This is a genomic window from Actinosynnema sp. NPDC023658, from assembly GCF_040639995.1.
GTDB lineage: Bacteria > Actinomycetota > Actinomycetes > Mycobacteriales > Pseudonocardiaceae > Actinosynnema.
The window spans coordinates 1-17,750 of record NZ_JBFAAX010000090.1 but is presented as its reverse complement, the minus strand read 5'-3'; the positions used below and the strand labels follow the sequence as shown (position 1 = coordinate 17,750).

The window sequence follows — 17,750 nt, the reverse complement described above, 5'->3', positions numbered from 1 at the left end:
CTGCTGGCGGGCGCGGCGGACGCGGCACGGGCGTTGAGCGCGGCGGACGTCGGCACGGCGTTCGCGGCGACCGGTCCGAGGCTGTCCGCGCGCCGCTTCTGGCTCGGGCACGCGGCCGACGCGACCGGCAGGCTGGTGCTGGACGACGGCGCGGTCGCCGCCGTCGTGGGTCGCAGGCGTTCGTTGCTGGCGGCGGGCATCACCGGCGTGGAGGGCGCGTTCGAGGCCGGTGACGTGGTGGAGCTGGTCGACGAGTCCGGGCACGTGGTGGCCCGCGGCGTGGTCGGGTTCGACGCCACCGAGCTGCCCGCGCTGATCGGCCGCAAGAGCGGCGACCTGCCCGCCGAGCAGCGCCGCGAGGTCGTGCACGCCGACGACCTGGTGCCGTTGCGGCCGTAGTCCTCGATACCGCTCTCGGGCGCTGCCCGGCCCTGAGCCCGCTCTCGGGCGCTGGCCGCCCGTGAGGCGGCGTCACCGCAGGGTCGCGCCCTTCGTCTCGGGCATCGTGAGGATCACCAGGAACGCGATGGCGGCCCCGCCCGCGACGTAGAAGAAGAACGTGCTGCCCGGCAACGCCTGGATGACCAGCGGCGCGGTGCCGCCGAACAGCGCCACGGTCAGGTTGTACCAGGAGCCGATGCCCAGGGCCCGCAGCTCGGTCGGGAACAGCTCGCTCATCACGGCCGGCGCGATCGACGTCATGGCGGTGTACAGGCCGAGGCCGACGCAGAACACCACGAGCAGGTTGCCCACGCCCGGTCCGATCAGCGTGGACAGCGGCACCACCAGCACCGCCGTCGCACCCGACCACACCAGCAGCTGCGGCTTGCGGCCGAACCGGTCCGCCACCGCGCCCATCGGGTACTGGAGGGCGATGAACAGGGCCGTCGCGATCGACAGGGCGAGGAACACGTCGACCGCGTCCGCACCGCGCTTGGACACCGCGAACGGGGTCAGCGCGCTGAAGAACGTGTAGTAGCACAGCGTCGACAGCATGGTGAAGCCGACGAGCCGCCCGACCGCCTTGGGGTGCTCGCGCAGGGTCGTCGCCAGCGGGTGCTTGAGCTGCTGCGCCTTGGCCTTGTTGTGCTCGAACTGCTCGGTCTCCTCCAGGCTGCGGCGCATCCACAGGCCCACCAGGCCGAGCACACCGCCCACCAGGAACGGGATGCGCCAGCCGTAGGAGGCCAGCTGGGCCGGGTCGAGCGTGCGGGCGAGCGTGAACCCGAGCAGCGACGCGACGAGCACCGCCGCGCCGGTGGAGATGTAGAAGAACGCCGAGTACCGCCCACGCCGGTGTGGCGGCGCGATCTCCGCCAGGTACGCGGAGGCGTTGGAGACCTCACCGCCCAACGACAGGCCTTGGGCGACGCGGGCGAGCAGCAGCAGGACCGGTGCCAGCCACCCGACCTGCGCGTAGGTCGGCAGCACACCGATCGCCACCGAACCACCCGCCATCAGGACGATGGTCAACAACATCGCCGTCCGCCGTCCGCGCAGGTCAGCGAACCGCCCGAGCAGGTATCCGCCCAACGGGCGGAAGAAGAACGCGATCGCGTACGCCGCGAGCGTGTTGATCAACGCGAGCTGCGGGTTGTCCTTGGGGAAGATCTGGGTGGCGAAGTAGAGGGAGAACGTCGCGTAGATGGTCCAGTCGTACCACTCGATGGCGTTGCCGATGCTCGCCGCGACGAGCTTGCGGACGGGCAGGCGGTGCCGGGTCTCCGTGTCCAGGGCAGCCATGGTTGGACACAACCACAAAGCGGCCGAAGTCGGTAGATCCCTCACCGATCCACTACGAGGCGCGTGCCCGCCATGGCGGCCCTGCACGGCGATACCGCGGCCATCACCGGCGAACGTCAGTCGGCGGTCGCCCTCCACTGCGCGGCCAACAGCCCGAACAGCAGGTCGTCCGTCCACTCACCCTTGATCCAGGTGTGCTGCACCCGGTGGCCCTCCTGGCGGAAGCCGAGCCGTGTCAGCAGCCGCACGGAGCGCACGTTGCGGGCGTCGCACTCGGCGGACACCCGGTGCAACCCGCGCACCTCGAACAGGTACGCCAACACCCGCCGCACGGCTTCCGTCGCGTACCCGTGCCCCTGGTGCGCCGTCGCCACCGTGTAGCCGATGTCGGCCTGCATCCCGTTCTCGTGCAGCCCCACCCCGACGTCACCGACGAGCACCCCGCCCACCTCGATCGCGAACTGGTACCAGCCGGGTGCAGTCGGGTCGGCCGCGCCGACGTCCCGCACGAACTCCTCGGCCTGCGCCAAGGAGAACGGTGCCTCCCACCCCTGGTACCTCGCCACCTCCGGATCCGACCGGTAGGCGGCGAACGCGGGCGCGTCGGCCGCCGTTAAAGGCCGCAGCACCAACCGTTCCGTCGTCAACCTCACCCCGACACCCTCACCTCCTCCCACCCATCACGCCACCCCACCAGCCAACCCCGCCCACCGCTCACACCACCGCCGCCACCATCGACGCCACCGCCACCGCCCCGATCATTACCGCCCTCAAGCCACCGCCACCACCGCCCTCAAGTCAACCCCGCCGCCACCGCCACCGCCGTCCTCACCCCGCCGCAGACGCCGCCGTCCTGGCTGCCACCACTGTCCTTACTGACCCCGCCGCCATGATCACCACGCCGCAATCGTCCTTACGCCGCCGCATCTCGCCGCCACCGGCCTCACCCCCACGCGGCCTCCCACGCCGCCGTCACCTCCACACCGTCGCCGTCACGCCGTCACCGCCAACGCGAACGGCAGGACCGCCGAAGCCCCTGCCCGGCGCAGCAGCCGCGCGGCGACCGTCACCGTCCACCCGGTGTCGACCTGGTCGTCCACCAACAGCACCGGACCGTCCACACCGGACAGGTCCGGCACGTCGGCCTCCCGCACGAGCCCCGCCAACCGCTGCGCGCTGTTGGCCCGGCGCACCGCCTCGCCCAACCACACCTGCCCGAGCAGCGGCAGCCGCCCCACCTCCGCGATCCGCCGCCCGAAGCTGCCCACCAACGCGGGCCTGGTCCGCGACCCGACCGTCACCACGCCCACCGGCCGCTCCGCCCAACCCCCCGCGGCCAACCCCTTCACGCACGCGGCGAACACGTCCTCGGGGATCTCCTGGTCCTCCGCTCCGAACAACGACCGCAACCGGTTGCCCCAGCCGATGTCGGTCAACCGCCCCAACGCCCGCCCGGTCGTCGCGAGCTCGGCCGGTGGGATCTTGCCGGACAGCGACACCCCGACCGCCGCCATCCCGGTCGGCCACATCTTGCGCGGCTCCACCTCGACCCCGGGCCGCAGCAGCCGCTCCCGCGCCGCCGACGCCGCCGCGTCCGACACCTCCGCCGACGGCCGCTGCCCCGTGCAGTTGTCGCACCGCCCGCACGGCGCCGCGTGCGGGTCGTCCAACTGCCGCAACAGGAACTCCATGCGACAGCCGTCGGTCGCCAGGTAGTCCAGCACCGCCTGACGCTCCACCCGCCGCGCCGCCTCGATCCGCTCGTACCGCTCGGCGTCGTAGGACCACGGCTGCCCCGTCGACACCCACCCGCCGCGCACCCGCTTCACCGCGCCGTCCACGTCGAGCACCTTCAGCACCACTTCCAGCCGGGTGCGCGACAGCTCCACCACCGGCTCCAACGCCGCCGTCGACATCGCCCGGTCCGCCGGCAACGCCTCCAGCACCTGCCGCACGACCCGCTCCGGCGGGAACGCGAGCGACGCGAAGTACGCCCAGATCTCCTTGTCCTCCGGGCCGGGCAGCAACAGCACCTCGGCCCGCTCCACCCCGCGGCCCGCGCGGCCGATCTGCTGGTAGTACGCGATGGGCGACGGCGGTGCGCCCAGGTGCACGACGAACCCGAGGTCGGGCTTGTCGAACCCCATGCCCAGCGCCGACGTGGCCACCAGCGCCTTGACCCGGTTGGCCAGCAGGTCCTCCTCGGCCCGTTGGCGCTCGGCCGGGTCGGTGCGGCCCGAGTACGCCGCCACCTGGTAGCCGCGTTCCCGCAGGAACGCCGCCACGTCGTCGGCCGAGGCCACCGTCAGCGTGTAGATGATCCCCGAGCCGGGCAGCTGCTCCAGCCGTTCGGCCAGCCACCCCAGCCTCGCCTCGGCGGTCGGCAGCCGCACCGCGGACAGCCGCAGGCTCTCCCGGTCCAGCGGCCCGCGCAGCACCAGCGCGTCCGTGCCCGAGCCGAGCCCGAGCTGCTCGGCCACGTCCCGCACCACCCGGTCGTTGGCCGTGGCCGTGGTGGCGAGCACCGGCACGCCGGCGGGCAGCTCGGTCAGCAACGTCCGCAGCCGCCGGTAGTCCGGCCGGAAGTCGTGGCCCCAGTCGGAGATGCAGTGCGCCTCGTCGACCACCAGCAGCCCCGCCGACGCGGTCAGCGACGGCAGCACCGTGTCCCGGAAGTCGGGGTTGTTCAGCCGCTCCGGCGACACCAGCAGCACGTCGACCTCGCCGGACGCCACCCGGTCCTGCACGTCCTGCCACTGGTCGGTGTTGGCCGAGTTGATCGTCGCCGCGTGCACGCCCGCCCGCGCGGCCGCGTCGACCTGGTTGCGCATCAGCGCCAGCAACGGCGACACGATCACCGTCGGCCCCTCGCCCAGGGACCGCAGCAACGCCGTGGCGATGAAGTACACGGCGGACTTGCCCCACCCCGTGCGCTGCACCACCAGCGCGCGCCGCCGTTCGGACACCAGCGCGTGGATCGCCGTCCACTGGTCGTCCCGCAGCACAGCCTGAGGGCCCGCCAATGCCCTCAGCCGCTCTTCGGCCAGTTCGCGGAGTGCGCTTTCGTCCATGCGCCACACCATGGCAGACGCCCCCGACAGGACGGACACCTGTGCGAGGGTCCGTGCCCGAGCTTCACCCGATCGAGGACGAGTGCGGGTCGGCCGTCCGATCCTCGGGAACCTCGACGACAGCCACGTCCGGGTGACCGTAGGCTTGACGACGTGACTGATGACCTGCGCGAACAGGTGCACGCCGCGGCCCGGCGGGCCCGAGTCGCCGCCAACGAGCTCGTCCTCGCCACCCGTGAGGGCAAGGACGCCGCACTGCACGAGATGGCCGCCGCGCTGCGCACCCGCGCGGGCGAGGTGCTGGAGGCCAACGCCAAGGACCTCGAAGCGGGTCGGGCCGCCGGCCTCACCCAGGGCCTGCTGGACCGCCTCACGCTGACCGAGGCGCGCGTCGAGGGCGTGGCCCAGGGCCTGGAGACGGTGGCGGGCCTCGCGGACCCGATCGGTGAGGTGCTGCGCGGTTCGATCCTGCCGAACGGTCTGGAGCTCAAGCAGGTCCGCGTCCCGATGGGCGTCGTCGGCATGGTCTACGAAGCGCGCCCGAACGTCACCGTGGACGCGGCCGGCCTGGCGCTGAAGTCCGGCAACGCGGCCCTGCTGCGCGGCTCGTCCACCGCCGAGCACTCCAACACCGCGCTGGTCGCGATCCTGCGGGACGCGCTGGAGACCGCCGGCCTGCCCGCCGACGCCGTGCAGCTGCTGCCGTGCCACGACCGCGCCTCGGTCACCCACCTGATCACCGCGCGCGGCTTGGTCGACCTGGTGATCCCGCGCGGCGGCGCCGGTCTGATCAACGCCGTCGTGCAGCAGGCCACCGTGCCCACCATCGAGACCGGCGTGGGCAACGTGCACGTGTACGTGGACGCGAGCGCCGACCTCGACATGGCGCAGCGCATCGTGCTCAACTCCAAGACCCGCCGCACGAGCGTGTGCAACGCGGCCGAGTCGCTGCTGGTGCACGCCGCCGTCGCGGACGAGTTCGTGCCCCGCATCACCGACGCCCTGAACGCGGAGAACGTCACCGTCCACGGCGACGAGCGGTTCGCGCGCGACCCCAGGGTGCACCCGGCGACCGACGAGGACTGGGACACCGAGTACCTGTCCCTGGACATCGCCGCCCGCGTGGTCGGCTCGATCGACGAGGCCATCGCGCACATCGCAGAGCACGGCTCCGGCCACACCGAGGCCATCGTGACCAGCGACTTCAACGCGGCCCGCCGGTTCACCGCGCGGGTCGACGCGGCGGCGGTCATGGTCAACGCGTCCACCGCGTTCACCGACGGCGGCGAGTTCGGCATGGGCGCGGAGATCGGCATCTCCACGCAGAAGCTGCACGCCCGCGGTCCGATGGGGTTGACCGAGCTGACCTCGTCCAAGTGGGTGGTCTGGGGCGAGGGGCACGTCCGGTCCACCTCGTGAGCAGGCCCCGGGACGCCGCCGCGACCAGGGCGGCGTTGCTGGACGCCGCCACGAAGCTGTTCGGCGAGCGCGGGTTCGACCGCACCACGGTCCGCGACATCGCGAGCCTGGCGGGGGTGAACCAGGCCCTGCTGTTCCGCTACTACGGCAGCAAGGACGCCTTGTTCGCCACCGTGCTCGCCACGCAGAGCCGTGAGCTGCTGGAGGACTCGCCCGCCGAGCACCTGCTGCGCAACGTGCTGCTGCGGATGATGGAGGAGAAGCCGAGGCGCGAGGACCACCCGCTGTACGCGGTGCTGCGGTCGTCCCACCACGACTCCGCGGCGGACGTCGTGCGGCGGCAACTGGGGGAGGAGTACGCGCGCGCCCTGTCCACCCTGACCGACGCGGAGGACGCGCAGCTGCGCGCGGACCTCGTCCTGGCGTGGGTGGTGGGCATCGGCGTGCTGCGCACGGTGTTCGGCAAACAGCCCCTCGCGGACGCCGACCCCGCCGCCGTGGCGTCCCTCGTGACGCGGGCCGCGGCGGCGTTGTTGGAGCACACCGAACCCGGTTGACGGTCCGTAGCGATCTGCCTACTGTCGGATGTAAGCGAATGCTTACATGGGGGTGCAGATGGAGACCAGGTCCTATCCGTTCACCGAGCTGGACGACCTCGAGATCAACCCGACGTACTTCGAGCTGCAGCGGGACGAGCCGGTGGCGAGGGTGCGGCTGCCGTACGGCGGCGAGGGGTGGCTGGCCACCCGCTACGAGGACGTCAAGACCGTGCTCGCGGACCCGAGGTTCAGCCGTGCGGCGGTGATGGAGCCGGGCGCGGACGTGCCGCGCACGCTGCCGACCATGCCGACCGAGACGAACATCCTGAGCATGGACCCGCCGGACCACACGCGGCTGCGCAAGCTGGTCGCGAAGGCGTTCACCGCGCGGCGCACCGAGCAGCTGCGCGAACGGGCCCAGGAGATCGTGGACGGCCTGCTGGACAAGATGGAGGCGCAGGGCCCGCCCGCGGACCTCGTCGAGTCGCTGGCCATGCCGCTGCCCATCACGATCATCTGCGACATGCTGGGCGTGCCGTTCGAGGACCGGGGCGACTTCCGGGCCTGGTCGGAGGCCGCGGTGGCGATCACCGCGTTCACCCACGACGAGATCATGGCGGCCCAGCAGTCGCTGCGCGGCTACATCAGCGGGCTGGTCGCCCGCAAGCGCGCCGAGCCCACCGACGACATGCTGTCCGTGCTGGTCGCGGCACGGGACAACGACGACCGGCTCTCGGAGGAGGAGCTGGTCTCGTTCGGCGTGACGCTGCTGGTCGCGGGGCACGAGACCACCGCGAACCAGATCGGCAACTTCGTCTTCCAGCTGCTGCGCATGCCCGACCGGCTCGGTGAGCTGCGGGCCGACCCGTCGCTGGTGCCGGCCGCGATCGAGGAGTTGCTGCGCTTCACCGCGCTGGGCGGCTCCGCGGGCTTCCCCCGGATCGCGGTCGAGGAGGTCGTGCTGTCCGGCGTGACGATCAAGCCGGGCGAGGCGGTGTTCGTCAACAACGTCACGGCCAACCGCGACCCGTCGGTGTTCGAGAACCCGCACGAGCTCGACTTCCACCGCGAGCACAACCCGCACATCATGTTCGGCCACGGCGTGCACCACTGCATCGGCGCACCGCTGGCCCGGATGGAGCTGCAGGTCGCCATCGGCACGCTGATCAAGCGGTTCCCGGGGTTGGAGCAGGCGGGCGAGGTCCGGTTCAAGAAGGGCCGGCTCATCCGCGGGCCGCAGTCCCTGCCGGTGAGGTGGTAGCCCGATGGCCGAGTGGAAGGTCGAGGTCGACCGGGGCTCGTGCCTCGGCACCGGGATGTGCACGTCGATCGCGCCGGAGCACTTCCGGCTGGACGGCGGCACGGCCACGCCGGTGCGGTCGGACATCGACCCGGACGACGCGGTGATCGACGCCGCCGAGTCGTGCCCGATGGAGGCGATCCTGGTGCGTTCGGCCGACGGCACGGTGCTCGCGCCGCAGGCCTAGCGGGTGGCTCCGCAGCGCCGCCGGTGAAAGCCGTAGTGGCGCTCGCGGAGCCCTCCCCGCGTGCGTGGCGGCCTGCCTACTGTCGGGGGCAAGTGATCACTTGCCGCGGGGGTTCCCGATGGAGGCCAGGCCCTACCCGTTCCCCGAACCGGACGACCTGGTGGTGCACGAGACCTACCTGGAGCTCCAGCGGGACGAGCCGGTGGCCCGGGTGCGCCTGCCGTACGGCCGCGAGGCCTGGCTGGTCACCCGGTACGCCGACGCCAAGGTCGTGCTCGCGGACCCGAGGTTCAGCCGTGCGCCGGTCATGGACGCCGACTACGACCCGCCGCGGACCATGCCCGAGGTGCCGGGCATCAGCACGATCCTGAGCATGGACCCGCCGGAGCACACGCGGCTGCGCCGGATCCTGGCCAAGGCGTTCACCGCCCGCCGCACCGAGCAGCTGCGCGAGCGCGCCCAGGAGATCGTGGACGACCTGCTGGACGCCGTGGAGGACCAGGGCCCGCCCGCCGACCTGGTGGACGCCCTGGCGATGCCGGTGGCCATCACGCTCATCAGCGAGATGCTGGGCGTGCCCGCGCCGGACCGGGCCCGGTTCCGCGAGTGGTCGGACGCGGCGGTCGCCATCACCGCGTTCACCGTGCCCGAGATCGAGGCGGCCGGGGCGTCGCTGCGCGCGTACATCCGCGACCTGGTCGAGGACAAGCGCAGGAACCCCGCGGACGACATGCTCACCGTGCTGGTCCACGCGCACGACAACGACGACCGGCTCACCGAGGAGGAGCTGGTGTCGTTCGGCGTCACGCTGCTCATCGCCGGGCACGAGACGACCGGCAGCGAGATCGGCAACTTCGTCCACCAGCTGCTCACCCACCCCGACCGGCTGGCCGAGCTGCGCGCCGACCCGTCGCTGCTGCCCGCCGCCGTGGAGGAGCTGCTGCGGATCACCAAGCTGTCCGGTGCGCCGGGCTTCCCCCGCATCGCCACCGCCGACGTCGAGCTGTCCGGCGTGACGGTCCGGGCGGGCGAGGCGGTGTTCGTGGACGGGCTGGTGGCCAACCGCGACCCGGCCGTGTTCCCCGACCCGCACGAGCTGGACTTCCACCGCGGGCACAACCCGCACCTCGCGTTCGGGCACGGCGTGCACCACTGCATCGGAGCACCCTTGGCAAGGATGGAGTTGCAGGTGGCCATTTCGACCTTGCTCAATAGGTTCCCGCACCTGGAGTTGGCCGAAGACGCGGTGTTCAAGAAGGGCAGACTGGTGCGAGGCCCCGAACGCCTACTGGTGAGGTGGTAGACCGATGAGCGAGTGGACGATCGAGGTCGACCGGGGCTCGTGCCTCGGGACCGGCATGTGCACGTCGATCGCGCCGGACCACTTCCGGCTGGACGGGAACACGGCCACGCCGGTCAACGGCTCCGTCGACCCGGACGACGCGGTGATCGACGCCGCGGAGTCGTGCCCGATGGAGGCGATCCTGGTGCGTTCGGCCGACGGGTCCGTGCTCGCGCCGCAGTCGTAGAAAAAAATTCCACCCGATCGCGTCATAGCCGCGTGACGTGCGCGTTCCTCTGTCACGCGGCTCCAATTCGGGGTGGGCCGCGTGATCCGCGGAGGCGACCCGCTCCCCTTGGGCCGCGACCGGGGGTCGGAGTGCGCGGGCGGTCTTTCGGGGAGCGACGGGCCGCCCGCGCACGGCCCGAACTAGGCTCACCTCCCATGTCGAAGCGGCGGATCGGCGTCATGGGCGGCACCTTCGACCCGGTGCACCACGGCCACCTGGTCGCGGCCAGCGAGGTCCAGGCCCGCTTCGACCTCGACGAAGTCGTCTTCGTGCCCACGGGCCAGCCCTGGCAGAAGGGCGAGCGCGAGGTCAGCGCCGCCGAGGACCGGTACCTGATGACGGTCATCGCCACCGCGTCCAACCCGCGGTTCTCGGTCAGCCGGGTGGACATCGACCGACCCGGGCCGACGTACACGGTGGACACCCTCACCGACCTGCGGGAGGCCCACCCGGACGCGGACCTGTTCTTCATCACCGGCGCGGACGCGCTGGAGCAGATCCTGTCGTGGCGGCGGGCGGACGACGTGTTCAGCCTCGCCCACTTCATCGGGGTCACCCGACCGGGTTACGAGCTGGTCGACACGCACCTGCCGCCCGGGGCGGTGTCGCTGGTGGAGGTGCCCGCGATGGCCATCTCCTCGACCGCCGTGCGCGCCCGGACGGCCTCCGGACTGCCCGTCTGGTACCTCGTGCCGGATGGTGTCGTTCAGTACATCTCCAAGCGCGGGCTTTACTCGATGCCGGACTGAGCCGGGACGCCGGTACCCTCATTGACTCGTGCGGGCGTAACGGCGTCCGCCGGTGTGATGAGGAGTGACGTGGCAGCCACCGACGAGGCACGACGGTTGGCGCTGGTCGCCGCGAGCGCGGCAGCCGACAAGAAGGCGCACGACGTGATCGTGCTCGACGTGTCCGACCAACTGGTGATCACGGACTGCTTCGTGATCGCCTCCGCTCCGAACGAGCGGCAGGTCGGCGCGATCGTGGACAACGTCGAGGAGAAGTTGCGGGAGGCCGGTCGCAAGCCGGTCCGCCGTGAGGGCGCGCGCGAGGGTCGTTGGGTCCTGCTCGACTTCGTGGACGTGGTCGTGCACGTCCAGCACGTCGAGGAGCGCACCTTCTACGGCCTGGAGCGGCTGTGGAAGGACTGCCCGCAGATCGAGTTCGACGCCGGGCCACCGTCCGACGAGGTCGCGGAGGCATGACCCTGAACCGGCTCGTGCTGTGGCGGCACGGTGAGACCGACTACAACGCGACCGGCCGTATGCAGGGCCACCTGGACTCGTCGCTGACCGAGACCGGGTGGAACCAGGCGCGGTTCGCGGTGCCGGTGCTCGCCGGGTTCGCACCCGAGCTGGTGGTCGCCTCCGACCTGCACCGCGCCCGGGACACCGCGACCGTGTTCACCGACGCGACCGGGGTCGACCTGCGCATCGACGAACGGCTGCGGGAGACGCACCTGGGCAAGTGGCAGGGGCTGACCGCGACCGAGATCGAGGTGGAGTGGCCGGGCGCGCTGGACCTCTGGCGCGTCGACGGCACCCTGGCCCCACCGGACGGCGAGACGCGGGTGGAGGTCGCGGAGCGCGCGCTCGCCGTGGTGTCCGACGTGGACGCGGAGTTCACCGGGACGGTGATGCTGTGCGCGCACGGCGGCCTGATCAGCGCGTTGACCGGGCGTTTGCTGGAGCTGCCGGTCGACCGCTGGGCGCTGCTCGGCGGCATCGGCAACTGCCACTGGACGGTGTTCACCCGCCGCCCGCACGGTGACGGCCGGTGGCGGCTGTCGTCGTACAACGCCGGAACCACCCGGTGAGACTGCTCGTCCTCGGCGATTCGCTGTCGTTCCACGGTCCGCAGGGGCCGTTGCCCGCCGATCACCCCCGGTTGTGGCCGAACGTCACCGCATCGGCGCTGGACGGGCACGCGGAGTTGGCGGCGGGGTTCGGCTGGACCGCCCGGGACGCCTGGTGGTCGCTGACCGGAGACCCCCGGGTCTGGTCGTTGCTGCCGCGCACGGACGTCGTGGTGCTGGCGGTGGGGCACATGGACACGTTGCCGTCGCCGTTGCCGACCTACCTGCGGCAAGGGCTGCGCTACCTGCGGCCGGACGGGCTGAGGCGGCGTGCGCGGGCCGGGTACCTGACCCTCCAGCCGGTGCTGTCGCAGGCGTTCTGCGGGCACCCCGTGGCGCTGCCACCGCACCTCACCGTGCGGTACCTGAACGACTCGGTGTGTGCCGTCCGGGCCCTCGCGCCGCACGTCAAGGTGGTCGGGATGACACCCTCGGTGCACTGCTCCCAGGCTTACGGCGGTGTGCACAGCGGACGCGCGGCGGGGGAGCGCGCGATGCGCGAGTGGGCGGACGGCGCGGGCGTGCCGCTGCTGGACCTGCCCCCGCTGGTGACCGCGCACATCCGGTCGCGCCGCGGCAACCCGGACGGGATGCACTGGGGCTGGGAGGGGCACGAGCTGGTCGGACGTGCCATGGCCGAGCTGATCAGGTCCGTGGCGGTCGGCCACCCGGGTGTGGCGGAGCCGTAGTGTCGGCACTCGTGTCCACCACGATCGTCACCGACTCCACGGCGTACCTGCCCGAGGGGTTCGCCGAGCGGAACGGCATCCGGGTCGTGCCGCTGCACGTGGCCGTGGACGGTCGCAGCAGGTTGGACGGGGTGGACTTCGGGCCGGCCGAGCTGGCCTCGGCGCTGGGGGAGCACCGCCGGGTGACGACGTCCCGGCCGACGCCGGGCGAGCTGGCCGAGGTGTACCGGTCCGTGCTGGCCGAGGGCGCGGAGGGGATCGTGTCCGTGCACCTGTCCCGTGACCTCTCCGGCACGTGGGAGGCCGCGCGGCTGGCCGCCGAGGAGGTCGACCCGACCAGGATCAGGGTGGTCGACTCGCGGGCCACGGGCATGGGGCTGGGGTTCGCCGCGCTGGCCGCGTGCGCCGCCGGTGGGGACGCCGCGTGCGCGGAGGAGGCCGCCGTGGCCGCCGCGTCGCGCACCAAGATGTTCTTCTGCGTGGAGACGCTCGACCACCTGCGGCGTGGTGGGCGCATCGGCGCCGCCGCCGCGCTGGTGGGCACCGCGCTGGCGGTCAAGCCGTTGCTCCACGTCGACGACGGTCGGATCGTGCCGTTGGAGAAGGTGCGCACGTTGAGCCGGGCCATCGCCCGCCTGGTCGACCTGGCCGCGTCGGCGGCGGGTTCCGGACCGGTGGGCCTGGCCGTCCACCACCTGGCCGCGCCGGAGCGCGCGGCAGAGCTGGCGACGTTGCTGGACGAGCGCGTCCCCGGCTCGACCGGCTGCCTGATCTCCGAGGTCGGAGCCGTGATCGGCGCCCACACCGGTCCCGGTGTGCTGGGCGTGGTCGTGCTGCCAGGGGGCGTGTCCTAGCCCGCTTTATCCATCGTTCGGGCAGTTGTCCACAGATCCCGAACACGTTCACCACCCGCTGCTCCACTCGGCCTAGCGTCGACCGCATGTTCGACAAGAACCCGGGAACCACGACCGCCCGCCTGAAGGCCCTCGTCTCGCAGGAGCGCGGCAAGCACCGCGCGTCCGCGGCCGCCGAGCAGCTGGTCTTCGTCTCGTCGGACGGCGGCTCCGATCCCCCGGGCCCGCTCCGCCGCCCGCTCCACCCGCTGCTGCGCCGCTGGCTGCCCGAGACACCCGTGCCGCACCGGCGCAGGTTCCTCCTGGCGGGCGTCATGGCCGGGGTGGCGCTGGCCGTCGCCCTGGCCCTGTGGTGGCAGCGGCCGGTGCCCGAGAGCCCACCGGACCTCCCGGTGGCCGAGGCCGCCGCCGTCACCCGTGCCGAGGAGCACCTGGTCGTCAACGTGGTCGGTCTCGTGCCCACACCGGGCCTGGTCACCGTCCCGAACGGCGCCAGGGTCGCGGACGCGCTCCAAGCGGCCGGTGGTCCCGATCCGGGCGCCGACCTGACCACCCTCAACCTCGCCCGCAAGGTCACCGACGGCGAGCAGATCGCCGTCGGCATCCCCACCCCGCAAGCGGCCAGCGCCGCCACCGAACCGCTGAGCCTGAACACCGCGACCAAGGACCAGCTCGACACCCTGCCCGGCGTCGGCCCGGTGACGGCACAGCGCATCGTCGACCGCCGGCAGAAGCGCGGCCCCTTCACGTCCCTGGAGCAACTGGGCGAGATCGAGGGCATCGGTGACGCGAAGCTGGCCAAGCTCCGCGACCTGGTCCGCCTCTGAGCACCCCGCACCACTCGCGACAGCACCTCCCGACCCACTCCCGTCGCCATTCCCCGACACCACCCGGAGCCGACCGTGCCCCCGAACCGCGACTGTCCACACGAGACCACCGAGACCCGTGGAGGGATCCCCACCCCGCCGCGCCACCGACGCGCTGCCTGTCCGACCCCGGCCCACTGCCACGCCGAACCGTCCACGCCGGACGGTCACGATCACCGCCGCTTCGACCGCGTCCGTCCGGAACACCCCTCTCCGCCGAGCCTCCAGCTCCCCTCCGTCCCGTCCCCACGAGCCGAGATCCCCGCCCACCTCCTCCCCGCCCTCACCCGGGCCGAGCCCGCTCGCCGTTCCGCCGACGACCCGATCGCCCCCACCCGCCTTGCGGCTGACCTCCCGCCCGGTCCGGACCGCGCACGACTCCACCGCACCCGTCGGCAACCCTCCGCCTCGGTCCGGCGCACGTCTGACCTCCGCCCGGACCGCTACTCCGCCCGCGGCGACCGACACCGCCTCCGACAACTGCTCGACCGGCTCCGCCGCGCGGTCCGGAGCGCCCGAGCCGCCCGGCCCCGGTTGGGCACCCTGTCCCGGTCCCGGTGGTTGGGGTCGTGAACCCGCGCGCGCACCTGGTCCCGGCCGCGCTGGCGGTGTGGGCCACGGCCCTCGCGGGGCTGCTCTGGGCGTGGTGGGCCGCGCTGCTGGTCGGGTTCGCCGCCGCGGTCCTCGGCGGCCTGGCACTGCGCCGGTGGCGGCCGGCGGCGGTAGCGGTGGCGGTCGCGGCTCCTGTGGCGGCGTGCTGGATCGGCGTCCAGGCCCACGCGGCGGCCCACCACCCGCTGAGGGCGGCGGCGGAGGGCGGCGCCCTCACGACCGTCCGGTTCGAACTCGACAACCGGCCGCACGGCCTGCGCTCCAGCGGCTTCGGCTCACGGGCGGGCGGGGTGGACCTGGTGCTGGTCCGCGGCACGCTCGACGGCGGCGGTCGGCTCGTCGTGCTCGCACCGGCGGCCCGGTGGAAGGACCTCCTGCCGGGCCAGCGCGTCACCGCGCGCGGCAGCCTCGCCCCTCCCCTGGGTGGCGAGCTGACGGTCGCGGTGCTGCGGGTCCGCGGACCTCCGCAAGAGGTGACCGAGGCGCCGGTGTGGCAACGCGCGGCCGAGGACCTGCGTGCCGGACTGCGGGGCGTGAGCACCTCGCTCGATCCCGAACCGGCCGGGCTGCTGCCCGCGCTCGTGGTCGGTGACACCTCGGGCATCCCGCCCAGGGTGGTCGAGGAGTTCCGCACCGCCGGGCTCGCGCACGTCCTCGCCGTCAGCGGGGCGAACCTGGCCATCCTCTGCGGCGCGGTCCTGTTGCTGCTGAGGCTGCTGCGGGTCGGTCCCCGCGGCTGTGCGGCGGGTGCGATGGCGGTGCTGGTGGGGTTCGTGGTGCTGGCCGGGCCGGAGCCGAGCGTGTTGCGGGCCGCCGTGATGGGCGCGGTGGCGTTGCTCGCGCTGGTGCTGGGTCGGGAGCGGTCGGCGTTGCCTGCGCTCGCCGCCTCGGTGGTGGTTCTAGTCCTCTACGCCCCCGAGCTGGCCGCGGATCCCGGGTTCGGTCTGTCGGTGGTGGCCACGGCGGCGCTGGTGCTGCTCGCGCCGAGGTGGGCGGCCGCTCTGAGGGAACGCGGCGTGCCGGTGGGCTTCGCCGAGGCGCTCGCGGTGCCGGTGGCCGCGAACCTGGCGACCGCGCCGCTGGTCGCGGGCGTCTCCGGCCAGGTCAGCCTGGTGGCGGTGCTGGCGAACCTGCTGGTCGCGCCGGTCGTGGCACCGGCCACCGTGCTCGGTGTGCTGGCCGCCCTGCTGGCGCAGGTGTACGAGCCGACGGCCCGGTTGATCGTCGAGGTGGCCGGTCCGGCGGTCGGCTGGCTGATCGCCGTCGGACGGCACGCGGCGGCCGTGCCGGGTGCGGCGGTGGCGTGGCCCGGCGGCTGGGTCGGCGGGGTGCTGCTGGCCGGGGTGCTGGTGCTCGGCTACGCGGTCACCAGGCTCCGCCGCCTTCGGACGCTGGTCGTGGCGGTCGTCGTCGGCGCGGTGGTGGTGGTCGTGCCGCTGAACGTCCTGTCGCCCGGGTGGCCGGTGCCGGGCTGGTCGGTCGTGGCGTGCGACGTGGGCCAGGGCGACGCGGTGGTCCTGGCCACCGCCGAGCGTGACCGGGCGGTGCTGGTCGACACGGGACCGGACCCGGTGCCGGTGCTGTCGTGCCTGCGCCGGTTGGGGGTGCGGCGCATCCCGCTGGTGGTGCTCAGCCACCTGCACGCCGACCACGTCGGCGGGTTGGCCGCGGTGCTGGCGGAGCGGGGTGTGGGCGCGGTGGCGGTGGGGCCGTCGCGGCAACCGGACTGGGCTTGGGAGGAGGTGCGGGAACGGGCGCGGACGGCCGGTGTCCGCGTGGTCGAGCTGGGCACGGGGCAGCGGCTGAGCTGGCCGGGCCTGGAACTGGAGGTGCTGGGTCCGCGCACGGCCCCGGCGGGTGGGACGAACACGGCGGTCAACGACGCGTCGCTCGTGCTGCGGGCCTCCACCGCGGCCGGGCGGGTGCTGCTGACCGGCGACATCGAGTTGGCCGGGCAGGCGGACCTGCTCGGCGGGCACGCGGACCTGCGGGCCGACGTGCTCAAGGTGCCGCACCACGGGTCGAGGTACTCGTCACCGGCGTTCCTCGCGGAGGTCCGGCCGCGGGTCGCGTTGGTGAGCGTCGGCGCGGGCAACCGCTACGGCCACCCGAGCGAGGTGCTGCTCGACGCGTTGACGCGCAGCGGCGCACTGGTGCTGCGCACCGACAGGGACGGCGACACCGCCGTTCTGACCGGCCCGGACGGGCCGCGGGTCGTCCGCAGGGGCGGCGGCCCGCACGACAACGGACAAGGGGAGAACGATGACGAACGACGTCTGGATCCGATTGCACTCCGGCTGGTCCCAGCAAGGCGGCAGCCGGGCGGTGGCGTGGGCGCTGTGGCAGCCCGGCTACACCGCCCACCCCTGGCCGCGCGACGAGCTGCGACCCGCTTTCACCTACTACGTGTGCGAGGACCTGCCGGGCGGCGAGCGGGGCATAGTCGCCAGGGCCACCGCGACCGGGGTGATCCGCCTGGCGCAGGTCCCCTCCGCCGACACGGCCTACCGGCTGGTCGCTGACGCCCTGTTCGACGCCGACCTCGCCATACCGCCGGAGGAGTGGCACGCCGAGCGCTACAACCAGGACAAGGCGAAACGGCCCTGGCCGCAGATGCTCACCGCCTGGCGCGTGGCCACCGAACCGGTCGGTCCGCACGTCCTGCCCGAGCTGGCCGCGTTCCCCCGGACCGGCTGGCTGCGCTCGTCGAGGATCGCCCTGTGACGGACATGATCAACGTGACGGCTGTGGGAGGGCCGGTGGGGAGCGGCCCCGGTTCCACCGGGACACCGCGGACAAGCCGTCCCGGACCGCCCCGACCGCCGCCGAGCCGCGGATCGCCGCCCTGACCGCCGGCTTGCCGTGGCCGAACCTGCACCCGGCCGGCGCTGGGCCGGCACCTGGCCGGCGCTGGGGCCGGGCGGCCGCACCCACCAGGCGGCTGGCCGGTCGGGGGGGTGCGGGGGGTCGGGGGGGGGCGGGGGGTGTGGGGGGTCGGCCGGCCGCGGGGGGAGGACGGGGGGGCCGTGAGGGAGCGCGCGGCC

At 73.2% G+C, this 17,750-nt stretch carries 18 protein-coding genes; 15 read left to right on the top strand and 3 right to left on the bottom strand.

What is annotated here, in order from left to right; translation table 11 throughout:
• A partial coding sequence (locus tag AB0G02_RS13540) for a PUA domain-containing protein (protein WP_360793425.1) occupies positions 1-399 on the top strand: 399 nt, incomplete at its 5' end.
• A 72-nt stretch (positions 400-471) separates the two neighbouring features.
• Here the strand turns inward: AB0G02_RS13540 and AB0G02_RS13535 are convergent.
• The 3 genes from AB0G02_RS13535 to AB0G02_RS13525 form a co-directional block, all read right to left on the bottom strand.
• Positions 472-1,743 (bottom strand): MFS transporter, encoded by a 1,272-nt coding sequence (locus tag AB0G02_RS13535; RefSeq protein WP_360793423.1) that lies wholly within the window; start codon positions 1,741-1,743, stop codon positions 472-474.
• Between the two features lie 116 nt (positions 1,744-1,859).
• The gene (locus AB0G02_RS13530) at positions 1,860-2,396 is read right to left on the bottom strand and encodes a GNAT family protein (RefSeq protein WP_360793421.1); all 537 of its coding nucleotides are present in this window, start codon (positions 2,394-2,396) and stop codon (positions 1,860-1,862) included.
• A gap of 339 nt (positions 2,397-2,735) precedes the next feature.
• Positions 2,736-4,814, bottom strand: coding sequence for a RecQ family ATP-dependent DNA helicase (locus tag AB0G02_RS13525; protein ID WP_360793419.1), 2,079 nt, complete (start codon positions 4,812-4,814; stop codon positions 2,736-2,738).
• Between the two features lie 153 nt (positions 4,815-4,967).
• Here AB0G02_RS13525 and AB0G02_RS13520 point away from each other — a divergent pair, with 153 nt between their 5' ends.
• The 14 genes from AB0G02_RS13520 (at position 4,968) to AB0G02_RS13455 (ending at position 17,430) form a co-directional block, all read left to right on the top strand.
• Complete coding sequence (locus AB0G02_RS13520) at positions 4,968-6,233, top strand: glutamate-5-semialdehyde dehydrogenase (RefSeq protein WP_360793417.1); 1,266 nt, start codon at positions 4,968-4,970, stop codon at positions 6,231-6,233.
• Positions 6,230-6,790, top strand: a complete 561-nt coding sequence (locus AB0G02_RS13515) for a TetR family transcriptional regulator (RefSeq protein ID WP_360793415.1) — start codon at positions 6,230-6,232, stop codon at positions 6,788-6,790. The genes AB0G02_RS13520 and AB0G02_RS13515 overlap by 4 nt, the downstream gene beginning before the upstream one ends.
• A 46-nt stretch (positions 6,791-6,836) precedes the next feature.
• Positions 6,837-8,033 carry a cytochrome P450 gene (locus tag AB0G02_RS13510; protein WP_360793413.1) on the top strand — a complete coding sequence of 399 codons (1,197 nt, stop codon included), beginning with the start codon at positions 6,837-6,839 and terminating at the stop codon, positions 8,031-8,033.
• Between the two features lie 4 nt (positions 8,034-8,037).
• Entirely contained in the window at positions 8,038-8,259 is a 222-nt protein-coding gene (locus tag AB0G02_RS13505; protein WP_360793411.1) for a ferredoxin, read from the top strand.
• A gap of 118 nt (positions 8,260-8,377) precedes the next feature.
• On the top strand, positions 8,378-9,562 hold the full coding sequence (locus tag AB0G02_RS13500) for a cytochrome P450 (RefSeq protein WP_360793409.1): 1,185 nt from the start codon (positions 8,378-8,380) through the stop codon (positions 9,560-9,562).
• Positions 9,563-9,566: 4 nt separating this feature from the next.
• Positions 9,567-9,788 (top strand): ferredoxin, encoded by a 222-nt coding sequence (locus AB0G02_RS13495; RefSeq protein WP_360793407.1) that lies wholly within the window; start codon positions 9,567-9,569, stop codon positions 9,786-9,788.
• 197 nt (positions 9,789-9,985) lie between these two features.
• Positions 9,986-10,579 (top strand): nicotinate-nucleotide adenylyltransferase, encoded by a 594-nt coding sequence (gene nadD, locus AB0G02_RS13490; protein WP_360793405.1) that lies wholly within the window; start codon positions 9,986-9,988, stop codon positions 10,577-10,579.
• A gap of 69 nt (positions 10,580-10,648) precedes the next feature.
• Positions 10,649-11,035, top strand: coding sequence for a ribosome silencing factor (gene rsfS, locus AB0G02_RS13485; protein WP_360793403.1), 387 nt, complete (start codon positions 10,649-10,651; stop codon positions 11,033-11,035).
• Positions 11,032-11,646 (top strand): histidine phosphatase family protein, encoded by a 615-nt coding sequence (locus AB0G02_RS13480; protein WP_360793401.1) that lies wholly within the window; start codon positions 11,032-11,034, stop codon positions 11,644-11,646. The genes rsfS and AB0G02_RS13480 overlap by 4 nt, the downstream gene beginning before the upstream one ends.
• Entirely contained in the window at positions 11,643-12,374 is a 732-nt protein-coding gene (gene octT / locus AB0G02_RS13475; RefSeq protein ID WP_360793399.1) for a diglucosylglycerate octanoyltransferase, read from the top strand. Before AB0G02_RS13480 ends, octT begins: the two co-directional genes overlap by 4 nt.
• Before the next feature lie 11 nt (positions 12,375-12,385).
• Positions 12,386-13,228 carry a DegV family protein gene (locus AB0G02_RS13470; RefSeq protein ID WP_360793427.1) on the top strand — a complete coding sequence of 281 codons (843 nt, stop codon included), beginning with the start codon at positions 12,386-12,388 and terminating at the stop codon, positions 13,226-13,228.
• A gap of 86 nt (positions 13,229-13,314) precedes the next feature.
• On the top strand, positions 13,315-14,055 hold the full coding sequence (locus AB0G02_RS13465; RefSeq protein WP_360793397.1) for a ComEA family DNA-binding protein: 741 nt from the start codon (positions 13,315-13,317) through the stop codon (positions 14,053-14,055).
• A 608-nt stretch (positions 14,056-14,663) separates the two neighbouring features.
• A complete protein-coding gene (locus tag AB0G02_RS13460) occupies positions 14,664-17,228 on the top strand; it encodes a DNA internalization-related competence protein ComEC/Rec2 (protein ID WP_360793395.1) in 2,565 nt (854 codons plus the stop codon).
• Positions 17,173-17,430 carry a hypothetical protein gene (locus AB0G02_RS13455; protein ID WP_360793393.1) on the top strand — a complete coding sequence of 86 codons (258 nt, stop codon included), beginning with the start codon at positions 17,173-17,175 and terminating at the stop codon, positions 17,428-17,430. The genes AB0G02_RS13460 and AB0G02_RS13455 overlap by 56 nt, the downstream gene beginning before the upstream one ends.
• Positions 17,431-17,750 lie beyond the last annotated feature (320 nt).

What these genes read in the sequence shown, in the direction of transcription:
- AB0G02_RS13535 (WP_360793423.1), bottom strand. Translation starts at nt 1,743, where the DNA reads ATGGCTGCCCTGGACACGGAGACCCGGCACCGCCTGCCCGTCCGCAAG.
- AB0G02_RS13525 (WP_360793419.1), bottom strand. Translation starts at nt 4,814, where the DNA reads ATGGACGAAAGCGCACTCCGCGAACTGGCCGAAGAGCGGCTGAGGGCA.
- AB0G02_RS13510 (WP_360793413.1), top strand. Translation starts at nt 6,837, where the DNA reads ATGGGGGTGCAGATGGAGACCAGGTCCTATCCGTTCACCGAGCTGGAC.
- AB0G02_RS13505 (WP_360793411.1), top strand. Translation starts at nt 8,038, where the DNA reads ATGGCCGAGTGGAAGGTCGAGGTCGACCGGGGCTCGTGCCTCGGCACC.
- AB0G02_RS13500 (WP_360793409.1), top strand. Translation starts at nt 8,378, where the DNA reads ATGGAGGCCAGGCCCTACCCGTTCCCCGAACCGGACGACCTGGTGGTG.
- AB0G02_RS13495 (WP_360793407.1), top strand. Translation starts at nt 9,567, where the DNA reads ATGAGCGAGTGGACGATCGAGGTCGACCGGGGCTCGTGCCTCGGGACC.
- nadD (WP_360793405.1), top strand. Translation starts at nt 9,986, where the DNA reads ATGTCGAAGCGGCGGATCGGCGTCATGGGCGGCACCTTCGACCCGGTG.
- AB0G02_RS13480 (WP_360793401.1), top strand. Translation starts at nt 11,032, where the DNA reads ATGACCCTGAACCGGCTCGTGCTGTGGCGGCACGGTGAGACCGACTAC.
- AB0G02_RS13465 (WP_360793397.1), top strand. Translation starts at nt 13,315, where the DNA reads ATGTTCGACAAGAACCCGGGAACCACGACCGCCCGCCTGAAGGCCCTC.